At 38.8% G+C, this 19,261-nt stretch carries 18 protein-coding genes and 1 tRNA gene; 9 read left to right on the top strand and 10 right to left on the bottom strand.

Annotation, left to right across the window (positions count from 1 at the left end):
- Positions 1–131: 131 nt before the first annotated feature.
- Complete coding sequence (locus C7H19_RS26630) at positions 132–698, top strand: GAF domain-containing protein (RefSeq protein WP_245927194.1); 567 nt, start codon at positions 132–134, stop codon at positions 696–698.
- On the top strand, positions 699–1,253 hold the full coding sequence (locus C7H19_RS26625) for a GGDEF domain-containing protein (RefSeq protein ID WP_342752254.1): 555 nt from the start codon (positions 699–701) through the stop codon (positions 1,251–1,253).
- A gap of 182 nt (positions 1,254–1,435) precedes the next feature.
- On the opposite strand, the gene C7H19_RS00415 is transcribed toward C7H19_RS26625, so the two are convergent.
- Positions 1,436–1,508 (bottom strand) — tRNA-Ala (locus C7H19_RS00415).
- A 162-nt stretch (positions 1,509–1,670) separates the two neighbouring features.
- Here C7H19_RS00415 and C7H19_RS00410 point away from each other — a divergent pair.
- Together C7H19_RS00410 and C7H19_RS00405 are read left to right on the top strand one after the other, a co-directional pair.
- A complete protein-coding gene (locus tag C7H19_RS00410) occupies positions 1,671–1,928 on the top strand; it encodes a hypothetical protein (protein WP_245927192.1) in 258 nt (85 codons plus the stop codon).
- 39 nt (positions 1,929–1,967) lie between these two features.
- On the top strand, positions 1,968–2,303 hold the full coding sequence (locus C7H19_RS00405; RefSeq protein ID WP_106454907.1) for a 4a-hydroxytetrahydrobiopterin dehydratase: 336 nt from the start codon (positions 1,968–1,970) through the stop codon (positions 2,301–2,303).
- 15 nt (positions 2,304–2,318) lie between these two features.
- Here C7H19_RS00405 and C7H19_RS00400 read toward each other — a convergent pair whose 3' ends face one another.
- From C7H19_RS00400 to C7H19_RS00385, 4 genes are read right to left on the bottom strand one after another with little or no spacing between them, the layout of a single operon-like run.
- Positions 2,319–4,007, bottom strand: coding sequence for an NAD+ synthase (locus tag C7H19_RS00400; protein ID WP_106454906.1), 1,689 nt, complete (start codon positions 4,005–4,007; stop codon positions 2,319–2,321).
- A 10-nt stretch (positions 4,008–4,017) separates the two neighbouring features.
- A complete protein-coding gene (locus C7H19_RS00395) occupies positions 4,018–4,737 on the bottom strand; it encodes an NUDIX hydrolase (protein ID WP_106454905.1) in 720 nt (239 codons plus the stop codon).
- A complete protein-coding gene (locus C7H19_RS00390) occupies positions 4,734–5,300 on the bottom strand; it encodes a nicotinate-nucleotide adenylyltransferase (protein WP_106454904.1) in 567 nt (188 codons plus the stop codon). The genes C7H19_RS00395 and C7H19_RS00390 overlap by 4 nt, the downstream gene beginning before the upstream one ends.
- Positions 5,293–6,636 carry a nicotinate phosphoribosyltransferase gene (locus C7H19_RS00385; protein ID WP_106454903.1) on the bottom strand — a complete coding sequence of 448 codons (1,344 nt, stop codon included), beginning with the start codon at positions 6,634–6,636 and terminating at the stop codon, positions 5,293–5,295. The genes C7H19_RS00390 and C7H19_RS00385 overlap by 8 nt, the downstream gene beginning before the upstream one ends.
- A gap of 283 nt (positions 6,637–6,919) precedes the next feature.
- Between C7H19_RS00385 and C7H19_RS00380 the strand changes: the two genes are divergently transcribed.
- Together C7H19_RS00380 and C7H19_RS00375 are read left to right on the top strand one after the other, a co-directional pair.
- Positions 6,920–7,096 (top strand): hypothetical protein, encoded by a 177-nt coding sequence (locus C7H19_RS00380; protein WP_245927189.1) that lies wholly within the window; start codon positions 6,920–6,922, stop codon positions 7,094–7,096.
- A 147-nt stretch (positions 7,097–7,243) separates the two neighbouring features.
- On the top strand, positions 7,244–8,734 hold the full coding sequence (locus C7H19_RS00375; RefSeq protein ID WP_106454902.1) for a UDP-N-acetylmuramoyl-L-alanyl-D-glutamate--2,6-diaminopimelate ligase: 1,491 nt from the start codon (positions 7,244–7,246) through the stop codon (positions 8,732–8,734).
- Between the two features lie 207 nt (positions 8,735–8,941).
- On the opposite strand, the gene C7H19_RS00365 is transcribed toward C7H19_RS00375, so the two are convergent.
- Positions 8,942–9,496, bottom strand: a complete 555-nt coding sequence (locus C7H19_RS00365; RefSeq protein ID WP_106454901.1) for an RNA 2'-phosphotransferase — start codon at positions 9,494–9,496, stop codon at positions 8,942–8,944.
- 343 nt (positions 9,497–9,839) lie between these two features.
- Here C7H19_RS00365 and C7H19_RS00360 point away from each other — a divergent pair, with 343 nt between their 5' ends.
- Complete coding sequence (locus C7H19_RS00360) at positions 9,840–10,844, top strand: zinc-dependent alcohol dehydrogenase family protein (protein ID WP_106454900.1); 1,005 nt, start codon at positions 9,840–9,842, stop codon at positions 10,842–10,844.
- On the opposite strand, the gene C7H19_RS00355 is transcribed toward C7H19_RS00360, so the two are convergent.
- Complete coding sequence (locus C7H19_RS00355; protein WP_106454899.1) at positions 10,830–11,741, bottom strand: phosphodiester glycosidase family protein; 912 nt, start codon at positions 11,739–11,741, stop codon at positions 10,830–10,832. The two genes, C7H19_RS00360 and C7H19_RS00355, sit on opposite strands and share 15 nt — an antisense overlap.
- 304 nt (positions 11,742–12,045) lie before the next feature.
- Here C7H19_RS00355 and C7H19_RS00350 point away from each other — a divergent pair, with 304 nt between their 5' ends.
- The gene (locus C7H19_RS00350) at positions 12,046–12,447 is read left to right on the top strand and encodes a DUF2996 domain-containing protein (RefSeq protein WP_425428849.1); all 402 of its coding nucleotides are present in this window, start codon (positions 12,046–12,048) and stop codon (positions 12,445–12,447) included.
- Positions 12,448–12,481: 34 nt separating this feature from the next.
- Here C7H19_RS00350 and C7H19_RS00345 read toward each other — a convergent pair whose 3' ends face one another.
- On the bottom strand, positions 12,482–13,117 hold the full coding sequence (locus tag C7H19_RS00345) for a DUF1003 domain-containing protein (protein ID WP_106454897.1): 636 nt from the start codon (positions 13,115–13,117) through the stop codon (positions 12,482–12,484).
- Positions 13,118–13,276: 159 nt separating this feature from the next.
- Positions 13,277–13,741: a molybdenum cofactor biosynthesis protein MoaE gene (locus tag C7H19_RS00340; RefSeq protein ID WP_106454896.1), complete on the bottom strand. Its 465-nt coding sequence runs from the start codon at positions 13,739–13,741 to the stop codon at positions 13,277–13,279.
- A 445-nt stretch (positions 13,742–14,186) separates the two neighbouring features.
- On the opposite strand from C7H19_RS00340, the gene C7H19_RS00335 reads away from it, so the two are divergent.
- Positions 14,187–18,842, top strand: coding sequence for a glutamate synthase-related protein (locus C7H19_RS00335; protein ID WP_106455200.1), 4,656 nt, complete (start codon positions 14,187–14,189; stop codon positions 18,840–18,842).
- A 185-nt stretch (positions 18,843–19,027) separates the two neighbouring features.
- On the opposite strand, the gene C7H19_RS00330 is transcribed toward C7H19_RS00335, so the two are convergent.
- Positions 19,028–19,249, bottom strand: coding sequence for a hypothetical protein (locus C7H19_RS00330; RefSeq protein WP_106454895.1), 222 nt, complete (start codon positions 19,247–19,249; stop codon positions 19,028–19,030).
- Positions 19,250–19,261 lie beyond the last annotated feature (12 nt).

The raw sequence follows: 19,261 nt of genomic DNA, 5'->3' as shown, positions 1-19,261 counted from the left end.
TTAAGAAAGTTGGAAAAATAGTTAAGAATTGCAGAAAAATCTTATTTATCGATATGATTGTCTAAAAAAATGGGCAAACTAAAAGATAGACTATTTTATTCCTTGACCTTGTTTCGTCCAAAATTATAGACATGAACCCTCAGTCTCAATTGCTCACTGAAGATAGCTTAATTCCTGATTATTGTACTCAAGTTGAATACCTGATCGATGTTGTACAACAACTGTCTCTGGCTCGAAATTTACAAACCATTATGGATATCGTTAAAAAGGCAGCCCGTCGCTTGACGAACTCTGATGGTTCTACTTTCGTTTTGCGAGATGGGGACAATTGTTATTATGCTGATGAAGATGCGATCGCTCCTTTATGGAAAGGTTCTCGTTTTCCCTTAGAAATTTGTATTGGGGGTTGGACAATGAACAACCGTACTAATGCAGTGATTGTAGATATTGTGGGTGATCCTCGTATTCCCTATGAAGCTTATCAACCCACTTTTGTAAAAAGTCTTGTCACAGCCCCTATTCGTACAAAAGATCCCATCGGGGCGATCGGGACTTATTGGGCGCAACGTCACCAACCCACCCAAAAGGAAATTAAACTATTGCAAGCTTTGGCGGATTCTACTGCGATCGCTATGGAGAATGTTCAATTGTACTTAGAACTCGAACAACGAGTTAAAGAGCGTACACTTGAACTATAAATTACCAATCAACAACTCAAAACTGAAATCATCCAACGCCAAAAAGCCGAAGAAGAAGTACGTCAACTTTCTCTGACTGATGAATTAACAAAACTTTACAACCGTCGGGGTTTTATTTGGTTAGGAGAAAGAGAAAGAGAAAAAGCTCATCGACACGAACAATATTGCGTTCTCTTTTTTATTGATCTAGATGGACTCAAAAAAGTTAATGATAACTATGGTCATGAAATGGGCGATCAAATGATTATTGAAACGGCTAATATACTTAAACAAACATTCAGAGTCATAGATGTCATTGCTCGTTTAGGAGGAGATGAATTTGCTGTGCTTGCCATTGTAGATGATTATTCTACTATTGAAATCCTAGAGCAACGACTACAAAATAATTTACAAAAGTTTAATCAGTCTTCTTGTCACGTTTACCAACTATTAATGAGTATTGGAAAAGTCGCCGATAACAATTGGCAAAAACCTCAGCCTTTAAATACTTTGATGATGCAAGCTGACGAGCAAATGTATCATCAGAAAAAGCAAAAGAAACAGTGCAGATCTTAATTTATTTTAAATTTGGATAAATTATAGGGATTTGGTATCACATTATAGTTATGTAGAATTGAAGATTTAGTATCAGTGATTGGTATTTTAGCCCTTCAGATAGAAGATGCTTATGAAGCAACTTTAGATAGAACTAGAGGCCAAATCCTCTAAAGTCATTACTAGACAAAGATTGATCTGAATGGAGAATAGGAGACTCGAACCCCTGACCTCTGCGGTGCGATCGCAGCACTCTACCAACTGAGCTAATTCCCCATTATTTTTAGAATAACATTTATCGCAATAAGGATGTCAAAATTAAGATAGCGTTCTTGTACTGTGATGTTTTTCTTTGTCATCTGCTGCAACTGTCTACTGAGTTTATTCAATTTCTATCTAGTTTTTCGTTTAATGCAATTACATCGGGTATTAACGAGAGTGACAAAAACCTTAATATATGTAGAAAGTCGTCTTCATCGAATTTTCTATCCCGCGCCAGATTATATTTTAATTGGACAGCAAGGAACACAACGGCTGCGAGTATACTATCAAGTTCTCGGATTGCAAATTAAAAGCTTTCAATCTATCTTTATGTTATTTTCTCTCGGTGTTCGTTTTTGGCATAAGCAATCTAAGCGTCAAAAAAATTTATCAACTCATAATTTTCCCCTATCTTTGCTCACAGGTCGATTTTAGAGAAATAATAGAATTAGATTTTTACTCAACTAAAAAACGATGAGCGATCTAACACAAGCTAAATGTATACCCTGTCATGGTGCTGCTGCTGCTGCAACAAGTGATGAAATTGCAGAACTCAAATCTCAGCTTTCAGACTGGAATGTGATCGAGTATGAGGGAGAACTACGCTTAGAAAAGGTCTATAAATTTCCTGATTTTAAAAGTGCGATCGCATTTACTAACGCTGTGGGAGAGGAAGCGGAAAAGGAAGGACATCACCCCGCTTTACTGACACAATGGGGTAAGGTTACAGTAACTTGGTGGACACATGCAATTAATGGTCTACACAAGAATGATTTTATTATGGCAGCTAAAACCGATGCAATTAAGTAAGGACGCATCTTAGTTCTATTGATCTAACCAACGACTGGCGATCGGCATTCGCCAACCTGTGCCGAAAGCTCTATCTGTTATTTTAAGTCCTGGGGGGGCTTGTTTGCGTTTAAATTCAGCACGTGTAATTAATTTAACTACTTGTTGTACCACTATTGGATCATGTCCTGCCTGTATAATTTCAGTCGAGGATTGATGTTCATTAACGAATCTTTCAATAATATCATCTAGGATCTCATAAGGGGGTAAAGAATCTTGATCCAATTGATCGGGTTTTAATTCTGCACTTGGCGGTTTAATTAATACATTATAGGGAATAATTTCTCGATTTCGGTTTAACCAGTGACAGAGTGAATATACTCTTGTTTTAGGCACATCGGCAATAACGGCTAATCCTCCATTCATATCGCCATACAATGTACAATATCCAACCGCCATTTCAGATTTATTACCAGTTGATAGTAATAAATAACCAAATTTATTAGCAATAGCCATTAAAAGTGTTCCTCTAATGCGAGATTGCAGATTTTCTTCGGCAATACCGAAACTTGTTCCAGTAAAGATAGGTTTTAGTAATTCTTCATAACTATCCATCACTTCAACAATGGGTAATTGCTCACTTTTAATACCCAAATTATTAACTAATTTTTCGGCATCAATAATCGAATATTCCGAACTAAAAGGAGATGGCATTAATACACCTAATACGTTTTCTTTTCCTACTGCTTCTGTTGCTATAGCTGCTACTAAAGATGAATCAATTCCCCCACTTAATCCCAAAATTACTTTAGTAAAACCACATTTATTCGTATAGTCTTTTACTCCTAAAACTAAGGCTGACCATATTTCGGCTTCTTCTAATTCTGGAAGTGATACAATAGAAGTAGGAAGTAAATCTTGTTTTTCAGGATCAAATTCTAAAATTACTAAATCTGTTTCAAATGATTTGGCTCGACATATTACTGTACCTTCGCGATTAAAAGCGACACTATTACCATCAAAAATTAAGTCATCATTTCCCCCAATTTGATTAGCATAAACAATCGGAATATTATAATGTTTAGCACTATGAGATAACATCGCTTCTCTCAGTTTTTGTTTACTCACTCTATAAGGTGAAGCAGATAAATTAACAATAAAATCAACTCCCAAATTAGTAAGATCTTTCATGGGATTAACTAGATATTGTCGTTTACCCCAAAAAAGTTCATCATTCCATAAATCCTCACAAATCGTAACACCAATTGATAAATAATCATCTTTTTCTGAAGAGAGTTGAATTTTATAAAATTCGCTTTCTTCTCCTGGTTCAAAATAGCGAGCTTCATCAAAAACATCATATGTTGGCAATAAACGTTTAGAGAAAATTTGTTTAATTTCGCCATTTTCTAGACAAGCGGCACTATTAAATAATGGTTTTTCGCCCGACGAACTAGCATAAGGATTAATTGTCGCTATTCCAACTAAAACAGCGATATTTTTCGGGATTCTTGCGGCTAAATCTTCTAATTTTTTATTCATTTTTTGAATAAAACTATGATTGAATAATAAATCTTTTGGAGGATAGCCACATAATGATAATTCTGGTGTTAATAATAATCTCACACCTTGATTTTCTGCTTCTTGTGCCGCTTGTAAAATTTGTTGGGCATTCTTTTCTAAATCACCAATTGTTGGATTAAGTTGAGCGATCGCTATTTTCATATTTTTTTACTTAAATAAATAATAATGGTTGATCTTTTAAAGGAGCAAAAGAAGGCGCATCAAAGCGATATAAACTAGCGGGACGACCTGCACCTTTTGTCACTTTAACACCTGTATCAAACAAAAAACCTAATTTTAATAATTTGTTTCTAAAGTTTGAATAATCAGAAAAGTTTTCCCCCAAAATAGTTGTATAAAATTGATATAAATCATTTAAGGTAAATAATTCTGGTAAAACATCAAAGACAATTGGACTATATTTAAGTTTACTTTTTAATCGTTGATATCCATAGTCTAAAATTTGATTGTGATCGAAGGCTAATTGAGGTATTTTTTCGATCATATACCAACTTGGAAAATTTGATTGTTTTTGAATTAATTCTGCTTCTTCATAACGAACTAAGGCGAAATAACTAACAGAAAGATAGCGCACACCAAAAGATTCTGGTAATTCTCTGGGATCTCGATTTGGACCACCAAACGTATATAATTGTTCTAAATAAAGATTATTAACTCGAATCAATTCTGATAATGTTCTATAGGCGGCTTTTTCTAATGTTTCTCCTTGACGTACTAGAGTTCCGGGTAAACTCCAATAACTCGAAAAAGGATAATTTAATCTTTTAATTAATAATACTAAAAGGCGATTTTGTTGGGTATCCACTGAAAAAATAACGTTATCTACACCAACTTTAAAATCAGCTAATTCTATAGGCTCAATTGGATTCATGCGTATAATTTTTCTTTATGTATATATTCTCTAATCGGTTGAGTAACTACTGTATAATCGTGTTGTTCTCGATAAGCTGTAGATGAGGCTTCAGGTGCATTTAGATCAGCAATTTGACAACTTCCTCCTATTTTTTCTAATGCGGTAATATCTTCTGTATAAATTGGATATCCACGACGAGGAACTATAACTATTTTAGCTTTTTGTAAGAGTTCTTCGCTTTGATACCAACGTCTAATCTGTTGTATTAAATCAGAACCGATGACTAAATAATATTCAGCATCATTACCCCAAATTTTTCGAGCTTTATCGACACTAACTAAACTTCTTCGATGACTTAAATCTTTTCGCAATTCAATATTATTTTTTGAATTATTAATCTCTTGAATTAATAAATTCAGCATTTCCATTCGATGTTCTAAAGAGGTTTGATGTGTTTTAAATGGGTTATCAGATGCCCAAACTGCTACCCAATCAAAATGATAGGACAACCATTTTAAGATTGCTTGATGTCCTGCGGTTGGTGGATCAGCACTGGTTCCAAAAAGAGCAATTTTAAGCATGATCAATCAGGTTTTTTAAAGCAGTAGATAAAGAAATAGAAAGAGAATTAGGTGCATTAATTTGGCGAGTTGATGGGGGAAGTTTTGTTACATTTATTCGAGTTCTTTGTTGAATTGTTGTTAGAGATTCGGGTTGCTGTATCACTTCGCCTTGTTTCATCACTAACTCTAATAAAGGGATTTCTTGATGATTCGGTGTTTCTTCTATTAAGGCTATACGATCGCTATAAATTTGTAAGTCATCTTGGCTACGGAAAATTTGTTTACGCCCAGGATAAGTTATTTTATCCGTTGATTTTTTCATCGTGGGAATTCCTTTAATTTCCACTAATTTATAAACGCCATTGACGGGTGTACCTGTGACTAATTTTGTTCCTAAACCATAGCCATCAAAACACGCCCCTAATTCTTTTAAACGGGTAATTTCCCATTCATCTAAATCACCACTCGCAAAAAGTAGACTATCGGGTAAAAATCCTCTCACTTTTTGTGATAAAGTCACTAAATCACCCGAATCAATTCTGACACCAGAAACCTGTATTTTCCCCGCTTTAATTTGTTCTGATAATCGTTTTGCCGCTTCAATTGTGTCATAGGTATCAATAAGTAAAGGTGCATTGGGAAAATAGCGATGAAAGATTCTAAACGCTTCATCTTCTCCCCCTTCTAACGCCCCAACTGCCATAATAAATGAATGTGCCATTGTGCCACTGGGTTTAATCCCTAATTTTAGGGCGGTTGCTACATTCGATGTACTGTCTAAACCTGCGGCTAAAGCTGCACGTGCTGCCCACATCGCCCCCTGTGGACTAAATGCCCGTCTTGTGCCAAACTCTAATAAGATGGCATCATCTCCCGCTACATCGCGTATTCTGGCTGATTTAGTCGCAATTAGGGTTTGATAATTAATGGTATTCAGTAAATAGGTTTCTACTAATTGGGCTTGCCAGAGGGGGGCTTCAATTCGTAAGATCGGTTCATTGGCAAAAATTGGCGATCCTTCTGCAACGGCATAAACATCCCCCGTAAATTTTCCCGATGCTAATGTTGACCAAAATTTTTTAGGTGCATGAGTAAAAATACCTGTTTTTTCTAGGGCTTCTAAATGGTTCGAGGTAAAGTGGAAGGATTGTAAATACTCTAACCCTTGGGCTAATCCCATCGCAATTAGATAACCAAAATTGGGGGGTAAACGACGGGTAAACAGTTCAAAACTAGCGGGATAATTTTCGATACCCTCACCACAATAACAAGCAATCATCGTCAGTTGATACAAGTCGGTTAAAAGACTGTAATCATCAGGGGTAGGGTTCAGCGTTTGAGCATTGGGTGTCATTAATGTCGTTGTTGGTGATGTTGTTTCTATTATAGTAAAATTTACCAAAATTAGTGAAAATATTTTTAAGCAATCAGACTTAAGTATAAATGCTTGTTTTTTTGATGGGATAAAACTTATCAAAACATATAAAGTATTATGTCGATCCTTCAATATTTATGTAGCCCTGAGCGATATCTAGTTTTTTTTTGGATAATAAAAATAGAAGGAATAAATAAGACATAACCTTCTAACTAAGTTAAAGTTTACCCAAAAATAACGCGAGAAGATGGAGGTCAGAAATATGAACGTATCGCCCAGTCTTTTTCTAAGCTTAACAAGAACTTTCGTTAAATTATTTAGTTTGGTTCAATATTTAACCGAAGGCTTTGCCAGAATTTTTAGCCCCACCGATGATCATTATCCAGAAACAGGAGTACAGCCATTTGATAGCGAACCTTATGCAACTCCTAAGAGTTAAATTTTTTAATGTGTTTGCCTTGATATGATGATCATAAAGGTGGTTTATTCCCACCTTATTTTTTTGAGATTCTTTTTACGGGTTGGATGGAACATACAATTAAAGTAGATAATCTAGAAGCAAAAAGTAAAATTAGATTTTGCTCCTATGAAACTACGCGAATTATTAGCTAACCTATCTATAGACTCTCCTGTAACCGATCATTCTACCCTAGATGCAGAAATTAAAGGAATTTGTACGAATTCCCATGCTTGCAAAGCGGGAGATTTATTTATTGGAATGCCTGGTACTCGTGTCGATGGGGGGGACTTTTGGCAAAGTGCGATCACGAGTGGTGCGATCGCTGCTATAATTTCACCAGAAGCAGCCACAAAATACCCCCCAACAGAGAATGATTGTGTGATTCAATGTGCTGATATGGTGACAGCTTGCGCGAATATTGCCGCCACTTTTTATCATCATCCCACACAAAATTTAAAACTGATTGGGATCACAGGAACCAACGGCAAAACCACCACGACACATTTAGTTGAATACTTTTTAGAACAAACCAACCATCCTACCGCTTTACTTGGAACCTTATATACTCGTTGGAAAGGATATCAAGAGACAGCGACGCATACAACTCCTTTTGCAGCAGACTTACAAAAACAATTTTTTAATGCAGTCAAAGCAGAAAATGAATATGCAGTCATGGAAGTTAGTTCACACGCACTAGCCCAAGGACGAGTCAAAGCTTGTACTTTTGATGTGGGTGTTTTCACGAACCTAACACAAGATCACCTCGATTTCCATAAAGATATGGAAGATTATTTCGAGGCAAAAGCAAAATTATTTCATCCAGATTATCTTACAGGAAAAGCAATTATTAATTTAGACGATCCCTATGGACAACGTTTAATTAATTCTTTACCTTCTGATCAAGTCTGGAGTTACAGTGTAAGTAACAGCGACGCAGATTTTTATACTAATGCGTTAACCTATGGTGCGACGGGTGTCAGTGGTGTTTTATATACTCCCATTGGTGCGTTTAATTTTCGTTCTCCCTTAGTAGGACAGTTTAACTTATCTAACCTACTCGCCGCGATCGCATCTACTACACATTTTGGTTTAGATATACCAACATTGTTACAAAAATTACCCGACTTTTCTGGCGTTCCAGGAAGAATGGAACGGGTTCAAATTAGTGATAAACAAGATATTAGCGTCATTGTTGATTATGCACATACGCCCGATAGTTTAGAAAATCTCCTCAAAGCATCTCGCCCTTTTATTTCAGGTAAAATGATCTGTGTGTTTGGTTGTGGAGGGGATCGAGATCGAACAAAACGCCCAAAAATGGGAAAAATTGCCGCAGAATTAGCCGATGTAGCCGTCGTTACCTCAGATAATCCTCGAACCGAAAATCCAGATCAGATCCTACGTGATATTTTAGATGGTATTCCTGCATCTGTTAAGCTACTGGTAGAAAAAGATCGATCTACGGCTATTCATACAGCAATTTTACAAGCCTCATCAGGTGATGGTGTGATTATTGCAGGAAAAGGACACGAAGATTATCAAATTTTAGGAACAGAAAAAATTCATTTTGACGATCGTGAACAAGCTAAAGACGCTTTAATGAAGAGGTTAAAATAATTCTATATTGTGGAGAATTTGGATACCTCAATAATATATTTACTAGCCGTCGTGTGGATGTAAAAATCCACTTTACAATTTCTTTTTAAGGTTAACCCCTGAATGCGTCGGCTGGTTTTTTGTTCTTTTGGTAATTCTGATTTTAATAAGTGCTAGTGTTTTGTTGTACTTTTGATTGCATGATTTTTCGGTAATCCAAACTGGGGATTAATTGTAGGAGAAAGGAAAATTGATGAACTCTATCGGAACCGCCTCAACTAACCAGACACCGTTCTCGGATAAGTAAAATTGAATCCCCGACCGCCACATCTCCCCCGCCCGAACTTGTAGAACGACGGGTTTACCATGCCTCTGACTAACAGCGCGAGCCGTTGCCTCATCGAGCGATAGATGGACGTGCCGACGACTCTGGGAATGTAACCCCTGACTCTTAATCGACTCGATAAACCGCGTAGCTGTACCGTGAAGAAGGATTTCAGGAGGTTGCCGCACTTCGAGTTCTAGATTGATCGCGATCGAATGACCCTGATTTGCTCGTATTTTTGTCTCATCATCATTGAACGAGAATCGCTGTTTATCATTGGTTCTAACTACCCTTTCCAGTTGAGAAAGAGTGAGTTTCCACCCTTGAGCATTAGTGCTTATTATTAGCTCGTCCACATCCGCCCACCCGTTTTCATCCAAGGTCAGGGCGATAACTTCGGGTTTATGCCTCAGTACCAAACTGAGAAACTTACTAATCTTCTTGTCCTCTCGTTCCATAGTATATCAGTTGGCATAACCTTACTTACTCTATTTTTAATTGTTGTAGACTAAATTTGGATAGTCCGCCCACTCTTATAGTTTAATATTGAATGACAACCGATTTTAAGATAATTATCGTATTACAAGTAAATTTTGACAAATTTTTTTGAGAAGTTGTAAACAAAGCGATTGTGACACCAAGGAAAAATAAGGCTTAAGTTAATAGTATAAGTGTTCTAAGCTAAATTATTTAAATTTGATAGGCAAGAAAAGTTTAATTTTTGCCAAACTATTAAGCAAATTTAGATAACTTGCAAAAGTATAATAATGTTTAATTGGACGGCAACCACACAAAATAAAGATGAAAGCTATAGCAATAAAAACCGCAGGAGATCCAGACGTTTTACAATTACAGGAGATACCAACCCCTAAAATTAAAAATAGCACCGAAATTTTAATTCGTCTAAAAGCGGCAGGAATTAACCCAATTGATACGAAATTACGTCAGCGAGGGACATTTTATCCAGAACAAATGCCAGCTATTTTAGGGTGTGATGGTTCGGGTATTGTCGAAGCGGTAGGATCACAGGTACAACGTTTTAAAGTCGGGGATGAGGTTTATTTTTGTGCAGGGGGTTTAGGCAAACAAGGAACGGGAAATTATGCAGAATATACGGTTGTCGAAGAATATTTAGTCGCCCGTAAACCTGTTTCTTTATCTTTTGCCGAAGCAGCGACAGCACCTTTGGTTTTACTAACTGCATGGGAATCATTATACGATCGCGCTCTTTTAGAATCAGGTCAAAAAGTCCTTATTCATGCGGGGGCGGGTGGTGTTGGTCATGTGGCGATTCAACTTGCTAAACTAAAAGGGGCTAGGGTTTGTACCACTGTAGGATCACCCGATAAAGAACGATTAGCGCGTCAATTTGGTGCAGATTATCCGATTTTCTACAAACAAACTGATTTTATCCAAGCGGTGTTAGATTGGACGGATGGTAATGGGGTTGATGTGGCGTTTGATACAGTAGGTGGCAAGGTTTTTTTTGATACTTGTCAAGCGGTGAAAGTATACGGAGATGTTGTAACTATTTTGGAACCAGATGCTAAAATTGGTAATTTAAAAGAAGCTCGTAATCGTAATTTACGCATTAGTCTAGAATTAATGTTAACGCCTGCTGTTAAAGGTTTAGTCGATGCCCAAAAACATCAAACCAAAATTTTAGAACAATGCAGCAGATGGTTAGATGAAGGAAAACTCAAAATTCATTTAAGTCAATCTTTTCCCCTAATAGACGCAGTAAAAGCCCACAAACTCATCGAAACGGGTTCAACGACTGGAAAAATTGCTTTAATTATCGATTAAAACTAATACTGATTTTACAGGGCGTTTAATGGTTTTTCCCTCTGGATCGACTTTGCCATAAAATGTTTTACCTTGATAATAAAGGCTAGAAGAACTACCACCATCTAAATTTAGGGCTTCTTTTGCCCCTAAACTTTTTAGAAAATTAGCTAATTCAGGTAAAGACATTCCAGAGTCTTTCGGTAATTCGGGTTTTTGGGCAATCATCACCCAGATTAAATGATTTTCAGTAATCCCGATCGCTGTTCTGGCATTGCGTCGATTATAGCCTAAAGCATCTCTAATCATTTGTCCATTCTGCATCGTGATAAATGCTTCGGTTTGGGCCGTTAGAGAGGGTAATAAACGGGGCCCACCTCCGATAGAATTGATTAATTTACAGCCTGCTGGAATGGGATCTTGATGAAAAGCGATTGAGTATTTTAGTGTATTCTGACATTGATACTGTCGCCATTCGCTTCGATTTAAAATTGCTTTTAGATAGGCTTGTAAATCAGGATTATTCATTAAACGTTCATTTTGCTTAGGATCTCCAGTGATTTTGCCATTTTGGATAATATAAGAGGTGGTTTTCTGATTTTTTGGATCGAAAAAACCCGCATTCAAGACAGCAATAGCGTTCGTTTGGGCGGCAAATTGTTCGACATACTCAACTTGGGGCGAAACTTTGAGATTTATAGAATAAGAATTGTTAATAGGGATTGACAAAATGTGTGCAATACTACTTGGTAAATCTTTTTTTTGATAAAGAATCTGATCCTGAGAGGACACGGGTGTGGACGCAGGTTCCGCACCTTGAGATGTCCGTACGAGTTGATTAGAATTGGAGCAAGTTAGTAAAGTGATGCTCAATCCTAAAGATAAAGAAGCGATACGGAAAAAATGGATCAGTTTCATATTAGCTTGAATGATAGATATTTTTGAATCGAATACCCAAGAAACACTTTAAGACTTTGTGTACAGACTTATCAGACGCAATACAGTATATTTTGATAATTAAAAGATTATTCAGTTAAGAGCCATTACCATTAATCCTATGCCAGACGAAACTACTCCAACTCCAGACTCTGAAATATCCTCAGAGGTTGCGGAAGTCGCCGAAGCTAAACCCGAAGCCAAACCTAAAGCTAAACCAGCAGAAGCAGGGGAAAAACCAGCCGCCGCACGGACATCTCAAGGTGGGGACGCAGGTTCCGCACCCGTGTCCTCAAAGAAACCCAAAGCACCAGCTATAGAAGATAAACCGTTTACTGAGTTTATCGAACAACATTTTATACCTGGGTTAAAAGAAGCGATCGCAAAAAAAGGCATTTCTGATGTAGAATTGTCTTTTAAAAAAGAACCGCTTCCTATTGCAGGATTGTCTACTAATGAGCAATACTGGCAAGTAAAGGGAAACTTACAAGCAGGAACACGTCAATTTAATCTTTATTTCTTTGATGAAGATATTAACGGTAAAAAAGGCTTTTCTTATGCAGTGAATGACTTAAAACCTAGTACCCTAGAGTCTTTCATGATCGATGAAAAGAAAGCCCCATTAGATTTATTGTTGCTGTATACGATGCAACGATTGAACGCTCAAAAATGGTTTTCAGGTAATTAAACTGTTTAAGGTGGGATTTCTCCCGCCTTACGGTTTATGATTGAGTTATTAAAGATTCTGAGTCAGGGTTAGGTAATTCTTCTGAATCACTGACCGAATTAAGGTTTTCTTCTAAAATATTGAGAACGACTTGAGGATCGGTTGACTGTTTCATAATCTCAGCTTCCCAGTCATAGCGATTTTTTAAATTGGGTAAGTCGGTTCGCATTTCTTCGAGTAAGGCAATAATCTTAGCCGTTTTCTGCTCAGTGAGAAGATTAATTTGTAACATTAAATGCGATCGTTGTTCGGCTAAATTTTCTTGATGTGACTGACGAACTAATACACCTGTTGAAATCAATAAAGCAGCCATATCGAGGGTTTGGTCTTGAAAGTTGTATTTAGGAAAATTGAAGGGTAAGGCCGCATTACCTGTAAGATAGCTCAAAGCGATCCAAATAGCAAAGAAAATTAATTGAGCGTATAAAAAATTAGATTTACCAAAAATAGCGGACACTTGATGTAATAATTGTTCGTGCCGAGGTGCTTTTTGTTCTTGTTTGGCTTGAAAACCAATAATCGTTTCTATATTATCAATGACTTGCTGTGGTAGAGGGTATTTTTCTCCTTCAATGTATACCGAGCCTGACGACTTTTGAAAAAAATTCTGGTTTTGAGAGCGAGTAGTCATCGTTGTTAAAAATTTTTTATAGTCTTAGTTATAGTCATACGATACAAGACTGAACAACATACTCCAACTACACACGGATAGATATTCCTTATGATTTCGCAGCATCTTTTATCTGTCTTTAGACTAACTCATAAACTCATCTTATTTTAAAGTTTAGAATTATTGATTGTGCATTTGTTCACACGCCCCAATACTTACCCAATTACTCGAACCATCCGACCAAAATTCTTTTTTCCAAATGGGTACATTATGTTTAAGGGTATCAATTGCATAACGACACGCCTCAAATGCTTCACCACGATGGGGACAACCAACGGCGACTAAAACACTAATTTCACCAATTTTTAGTTTACCAATTCGATGATGGATTACTACTTGATTCGCATCTTTCCATTGTTGACGAAGATTAGTCGCTATAGTCCGAAAAACTTCGATCGCCATCGGTTCATAAGCTTGGTATTCTAGATATAAGACGGGCTTTCCATCGGTTTGATTGCGAACTGTGCCACTCATCACAATGATCGCACCATTAGCCGGATCATCCGCTAGTTTATATACTTCTTCTAAAGAGAGTGGTGCAAAACTGATTTTAAAGTGATCTTGAGAAACCGTTGGTAAGCTCATGGTTATTTCTTTGAAGAGTAATTTTGTTGATTGTATCAAACCTGACAGACAGCATCAAAGTTACTCACCCTAAATTAATAGTGAGCATTAAGAAGATCTAAAAAATCAAGAATTAATGACTTTTCTTGAGGCAAACATTCTAATTTTAGCGACATAATTAAATTAGTCTACCAAAGTGTTTGTCGGCTCGATAAAATGCGACGGGACAAAGAAAAATTGTTAAAGGTTATGACGGACATCTGACACGAGTCCGCCAAATCTATGTCTTTGGGCGTACTACCAACAGACAGTTAAGGTATAATGGATGACCAATTAACAATCATTTACCCGATTTTCACGCTCTCTGGCTAGGGTGTGATATCTACCACTGAAATGCTTTGCTTTTTCTGCAACACAACCGTTTATTAAATTAGTTTCTATAACCAGAATGGAGCCTCGAATTAGAATGAATAAAGACGATCGCCATTTAGCTACTCACTCAATAGATCCTTTTTGGGGCCCAAGATGGCTCGTAGATGAACGAGATGCGTGCGGAGTCGGGTTTATTGCCGATGTTAAAGGAAAAGGAAGCCACAAACTGATACAACAAGCTCTTTTAGCATTAGGCTGTATGGAACATCGGGGCGGATGTAGCGCGGATTATGATTCGGGTGATGGTTCTGGAGTGATGACAGCCATTCCTAGAGAGGTTCTAGCTTCATGGTTTAGCGAAAATCAGATGGAAATGCCCCCACAAGAGCAACTTGGTGTAGGAATGGTATTTTTACCCCAAGATCTCACCAGACGAGCCGAAGGCAAAGCACATATTGAAGAAATTGTCAAGAAAAATAATCTTAAAGTTTTGGGATGGCGCGAAGTTCCCGTGCGTCCAGAAGTTCTAGGAAAACAAGCCAAAGAAAATCAGCCTCATATAGAACAAATTTTAGTGACATCCGAGACGGGATTAAAAGGAACAGAATTAGATCGAATTCTCTACATTGCTCGTTCTGAAGTGGGCAAACGATTAGCAGATGATTTTTATATCTGTACTTTTTCTTGTAGCACGATCGTCTATAAAGGTATGGTGCGATCGGTCATCTTAGGAGAATTTTACGAAGATCTGAAAAAGAGCGCTTATTCGAGTCCCTTCGCCATCTATCATCGTCGTTTTAGTACTAATACGATGCCTAAATGGCCTCTAGCTCATCCGATGCGCTTACTCGGTCATAATGGCGAAATTAATACCCTTTTGGGAAATATTAACTGGATGGCAGCACGAGAACTCAATTTAGAAGTTCCAGGCTGGACACCAGAAGAACTCCAAGCATTAACCCCGATCGTCAATCCCGCCAATAGTGACTCCTATAATTTAGATAGTACAATGGAACTATTAGTGAGGGCAGGACGTAGCCCGATGGAAGCAGCAATGATCTTAGTTCCCGAAGCTTATAAAGATCAGCCAGACCTTAAAGATAATCCAGAAATTACCGATTTCTATGAGTACTACAGTGGTTTACAAGAGCCTTGGGATGGGCCAGCATTAATTGTATTTAGTGATGGAAAAATGGTCGGAGCTTGTTTAGACCGTAACGGTTTACGACCTGCCCGTTATAGCATTACCAAAGATGATTATATTGTAGTTTCTAGTGAAGCCGGAACCGTTGCGATCGACGAATCGGAAATCATCGAAAAAGGACGACTAGGGCCTGGTCAAATGATCGCAGTTAACCTAGAAACACAAAAAATTCTAAAAAACTGGGAAATTAAACAACAAGTCGCCGAACAATACCCCTATGGTGAATGGGTGAAATTAAACCGCGTCGTACTAACTTCTCACGCTTTTGACATCTCAGAACCGACTAACGCATCAGCAGAAAACTTATTATCTTCTCAAACAGCTTTCGGTTATACCGCCGAAGATGTTGATATGATTGTAATTCCGATGGCGCGAGAGGGAAAAGAACCAACTTTTTGTATGGGAGATGATACGCCTTTGGCCGTTCTCTCGGATAAACCTCGTCTGTTGTATGACTACTTTAAACAACGCTTTGCTCAAGTCACTAACCCCCCGATCGATCCACTACGGGAAAGCCTTGTTATGTCCTTAAATGCCTATTTAGGGGAACGGGGAAACCTGATGAGTCCGAGTCCTGAAGCGGCTAAAGTGCTTCAATTGAATACGCCAGTACTAAATGAAGCGGAACTCGCAACAATTAAAGCATCGGAGTTTAATACAATAGAATTATCGACTCTCTATGATCTCACCAGTGGACCCAAAGGCTTAGAAACAGCCATTAATAATCTGTGTGAACAGGCGAGTCAAGCAGTCAAAGGGGGAGCCAAGATCCTAATATTAAGCGATCGCGCTGCGGGTCAGACCATCGGCGAACACACCAGTTATATACCCCCTCTCTTAGCCGTTGGTGCTGTCCAACATCATTTGATCCGCACGGGTTTACGTCTTTCTACTTCTTTAGTCGTCGATACCGCTCAGTGTTGGAGTACCCATCATTTCGCCTGTCTCATTGGTTATGGAGCATCCGCCGTTTGTCCCTATCTCGCCTGGGAAACGATTAAAGCGTGGTGGTATGACCCCAAAACTAAAAAACTGATGGAAAATGGCAAAATCGCTACCATTACTCTCGAAAAAGCTTTAGCTAACTACCGCGTTTCCGTAGAAGCAGGATTACTGAAAATTCTCTCAAAAATGGGAATTTCTTTACTCTCATCCTATCAAGGCGCACAGATATTTGAAGCGATCGGACTTTCGGCCGAAGTCATTCGTTTAGCCTTCAATGGTACTACGAGCCGTGTTGGAGGCTTAAGCTTAGTTGAAGTAGCCCAAGAAGTGATTAACTTCCACAGTCGCGCTTTTCCCAACCTCACCGCGAAAAAACTCGAAAACTACGGCTTTGTTAACTACCGTCCAGGGGGTGAGTATCACATGAACTCGCCAGAGATGGCTAAATCTTTACACAAAGCCGTCGCCACTTATAAAATCGGAGCCAATGGAGCCAACGCCGAAGCATACGATCACTATGAACTCTATCATAAGTATCTAGAAGATCGTCCCGTCACCGCTTTAAGAGACTTACTCGATCTCAATAGCGATCGCCCCAGCATTCCCATCGAAGAAGTAGAACCCATTGAAGACATCGTTTCTCGTTTCTGTACAGGTGGAATGTCCCTCGGAGCATTATCCAGAGAAGCTCATGAAACATTAGCGATCGCCATGAACCGTTTAGGCGGGAAATCCAACTCAGGAGAAGGCGGCGAAGATCCCACCCGTTATATCACCCTCTCTGATGTCGATGAAAACGGTCATTCTCAAATTTTCCCTCATCTTAAAGGTTTAAGAAACGGAGATATTGCCAGTTCTGCCATTAAACAAATTGCATCAGGACGGTTTGGCGTAACTCCAGAATATCTGATGAGTGCCAAACAACTTGAGATTAAAATGGCACAAGGCGCGAAACCTGGTGAGGGTGGACAACTGCCAGGGCCAAAAGTTAGCCCATACATCGCCATGTTACGCCGTTCCAAACCCGGTGTATCCCTAATTTCTCCGCCACCTCATCACGATATTTATTCCATTGAAGATCTCGCCCAGTTGATCTTTGATCTCCATCAAATTAACCCCAAAGCGCAAGTCTCCGTTAAACTCGTCGCCGAAATTGGCATCGGAACCGTAGCCGCAGGTGTCGCTAAAGCTAACGCCGATATCATCCAGATTTCGGGTCATGATGGGGGTACAGGTGCATCACCTTTATCGAGCATCAAACACGCGGGCGGCCCCTGGGAACTCGGAGTTACTGAAGTTCACCGTCTCTTGATCGAAAATCAACTTCGTGAACGGGTTATCTTACGGGCTGACGGGGGCATAAAAACCGGATGGGATGTCTTGATGGCCGCATTAATGGGGGCAGAAGAATTCGGTTTTGGTTCCATTTCAATGATTGCCGAAGGTTGTATCATGGCGCGAATTTGCCATACTAATAACTGTCCGGTTGGAGTCGCAACCCAACAAGAACGCCTACGCCAACGCTTTAGCGGTACTCCCGAACACGTGGTAAACTTCTTCTATTTCATTGCTCAAGAAACTCGTTCTTTATTAGCACGTCTGGGATATCGATCGCTTTCGGAAATTATCGGACGTAGTGATCTACTCAAAGTTAAAGAAAACGTAAAACTTACCAAAACGGAAGCTTTAAACCTTGATTGTTTGCTCAATTTACCAAATGTTAAAGAAGATCGATCTTTCTTAAAACATGAAACTGTACATAGTAATGGCCCAGTTCTCGACGATGAAATCTTAGCCGATGCGGATATTCAAAACGCGATCACCACTCAAGGAACAGTCACTAAAGAATATAAGATTGTTAATACCGATCGTACAGTCGGCGCGAGAATTTCGGGTGTCATTGCCAAACAGTATGGAAATGATGGTATGACGGGCGAAATCAATCTTAAATTCAAAGGTGCGGCGGGTCAGAGTTTTGGGGCATTTAACCTACCAGTCATGTCTTTATTTCTTGAAGGCGAAGCGAATGATTATGTAGGAAAAGGGATGTATGGCGGAGAAATTGTCATTGTTCCTCATCAAGAGGCTACTTATGATCCGTCTTTGAACGTGATTATCGGTAATACTTGTTTGTATGGTGCAACAGGTGGTGTTCTTTATGCCAACGGACGCTCTGGCGAACGTTTTGGGGTACGCAACTCCAAAGGTCAAGCCGTTATCGAAGGTGCAGGGGATCACTGTTGTGAGTATATGACTGGCGGTGTGATCGTTGTTCTGGGTACTGTAGGCCGAAATGTTGGTGCAGGAATGACGGGCGGTTTAGCTTACTTCCTCGATGAAGATAATTCTTTTAATGAGAAAGTCAACACCGAAATCATCAAGATTCAACGAGTACAAACGGCAGCAGGTGAGGCTCAATTAAAGGGTTTAATCGAAGCTCATGTCTCACGCACAGGTAGTCAAAAAGGTCAAATGATTCTCGATAATTGGTCAACCTATTTACCGCAATTCTGGCAAGCAGTACCCCCAAGTGAGGCTAATAGTCCAGAAACTAACCCTAATGTACAACTAGAACAAGAGAAAACCTTGACTTCTGTTTAATTCTGTTTAAAGGGTGGGAAAATCATTCCTACCCTTTGAGTCCGCCAGTCCGCCAGGGATTTAAATCCCTGTCTTATAGCTTAAGTCGGCGGGGCTTACAAGCTGGGCGCGCAGGTCGCCCAGACAGCCCCTTGTTAAAACCGACTAACCTTTAATACATTCAAGTCCATTTTAATGGACTTATGCTATGAGACAGTGAATTCATTCACTGGCTGCCTTAAACGCTCCGTAATTACTTCTATGTTAATTTCTTGGCCTTCTTCTAGAAGAGTAGTAAATTGATTGGGATCATCAAAATTAATAGTTTGGATTCGCTGTAAAGCTTTTCCCTCTGCTGAGTTAGGATCTAAATAGATGATTTCGCCATCTATCTCTAAAGGAATTTTGGCTTGATTAGTTTGAGTCATGGTTAAAAAAAG

Source organism: Aphanothece hegewaldii CCALA 016, assembly GCF_003007785.1.
GTDB lineage: Bacteria > Cyanobacteriota > Cyanobacteriia > Cyanobacteriales > Microcystaceae > Chroococcus > Chroococcus hegewaldii.
The sequence above is the reverse complement of the archived record's forward strand: the minus strand, read 5'-3'. Positions and strand labels throughout refer to the sequence as shown.

Bases quoted from the DNA above. Each gene is read 5' to 3' on its own strand.
- C7H19_RS00360 (WP_106454900.1), top strand. From the start codon at position 9,840: ATGAAAGCTATAGCAATAAAAACCGCAGGAGATCCAGACGTTTTACAA.
- C7H19_RS00400 (WP_106454906.1), bottom strand. From the start codon at position 4,007: ATGAAAATAGCGATCGCTCAACTTAATCCAACAATTGGTGATTTAGAA.
- C7H19_RS00335 (WP_106455200.1), top strand. From the start codon at position 14,187: ATGAATAAAGACGATCGCCATTTAGCTACTCACTCAATAGATCCTTTT.
- C7H19_RS00390 (WP_106454904.1), bottom strand. From the start codon at position 5,300: ATGCTTAAAATTGCTCTTTTTGGAACCAGTGCTGATCCACCAACCGCA.
- C7H19_RS00340 (WP_106454896.1), bottom strand. From the start codon at position 13,741: ATGAGCTTACCAACGGTTTCTCAAGATCACTTTAAAATCAGTTTTGCA.
- C7H19_RS00375 (WP_106454902.1), top strand. From the start codon at position 7,244: ATGAAACTACGCGAATTATTAGCTAACCTATCTATAGACTCTCCTGTA.
- C7H19_RS00355 (WP_106454899.1), bottom strand. From the start codon at position 11,741: ATGAAACTGATCCATTTTTTCCGTATCGCTTCTTTATCTTTAGGATTG.
- C7H19_RS00395 (WP_106454905.1), bottom strand. From the start codon at position 4,737: ATGAATCCAATTGAGCCTATAGAATTAGCTGATTTTAAAGTTGGTGTA.
- C7H19_RS00380 (WP_245927189.1), top strand. From the start codon at position 6,920: ATGAACGTATCGCCCAGTCTTTTTCTAAGCTTAACAAGAACTTTCGTT.
- C7H19_RS00365 (WP_106454901.1), bottom strand. From the start codon at position 9,496: ATGGAACGAGAGGACAAGAAGATTAGTAAGTTTCTCAGTTTGGTACTG.
- C7H19_RS26630 (WP_245927194.1), top strand. From the start codon at position 132: ATGAACCCTCAGTCTCAATTGCTCACTGAAGATAGCTTAATTCCTGAT.
- C7H19_RS00385 (WP_106454903.1), bottom strand. From the start codon at position 6,636: ATGACACCCAATGCTCAAACGCTGAACCCTACCCCTGATGATTACAGT.
- C7H19_RS00405 (WP_106454907.1), top strand. From the start codon at position 1,968: ATGAGCGATCTAACACAAGCTAAATGTATACCCTGTCATGGTGCTGCT.
- C7H19_RS00330 (WP_106454895.1), bottom strand. From the start codon at position 19,249: ATGACTCAAACTAATCAAGCCAAAATTCCTTTAGAGATAGATGGCGAA.
- C7H19_RS00345 (WP_106454897.1), bottom strand. From the start codon at position 13,117: ATGACTACTCGCTCTCAAAACCAGAATTTTTTTCAAAAGTCGTCAGGC.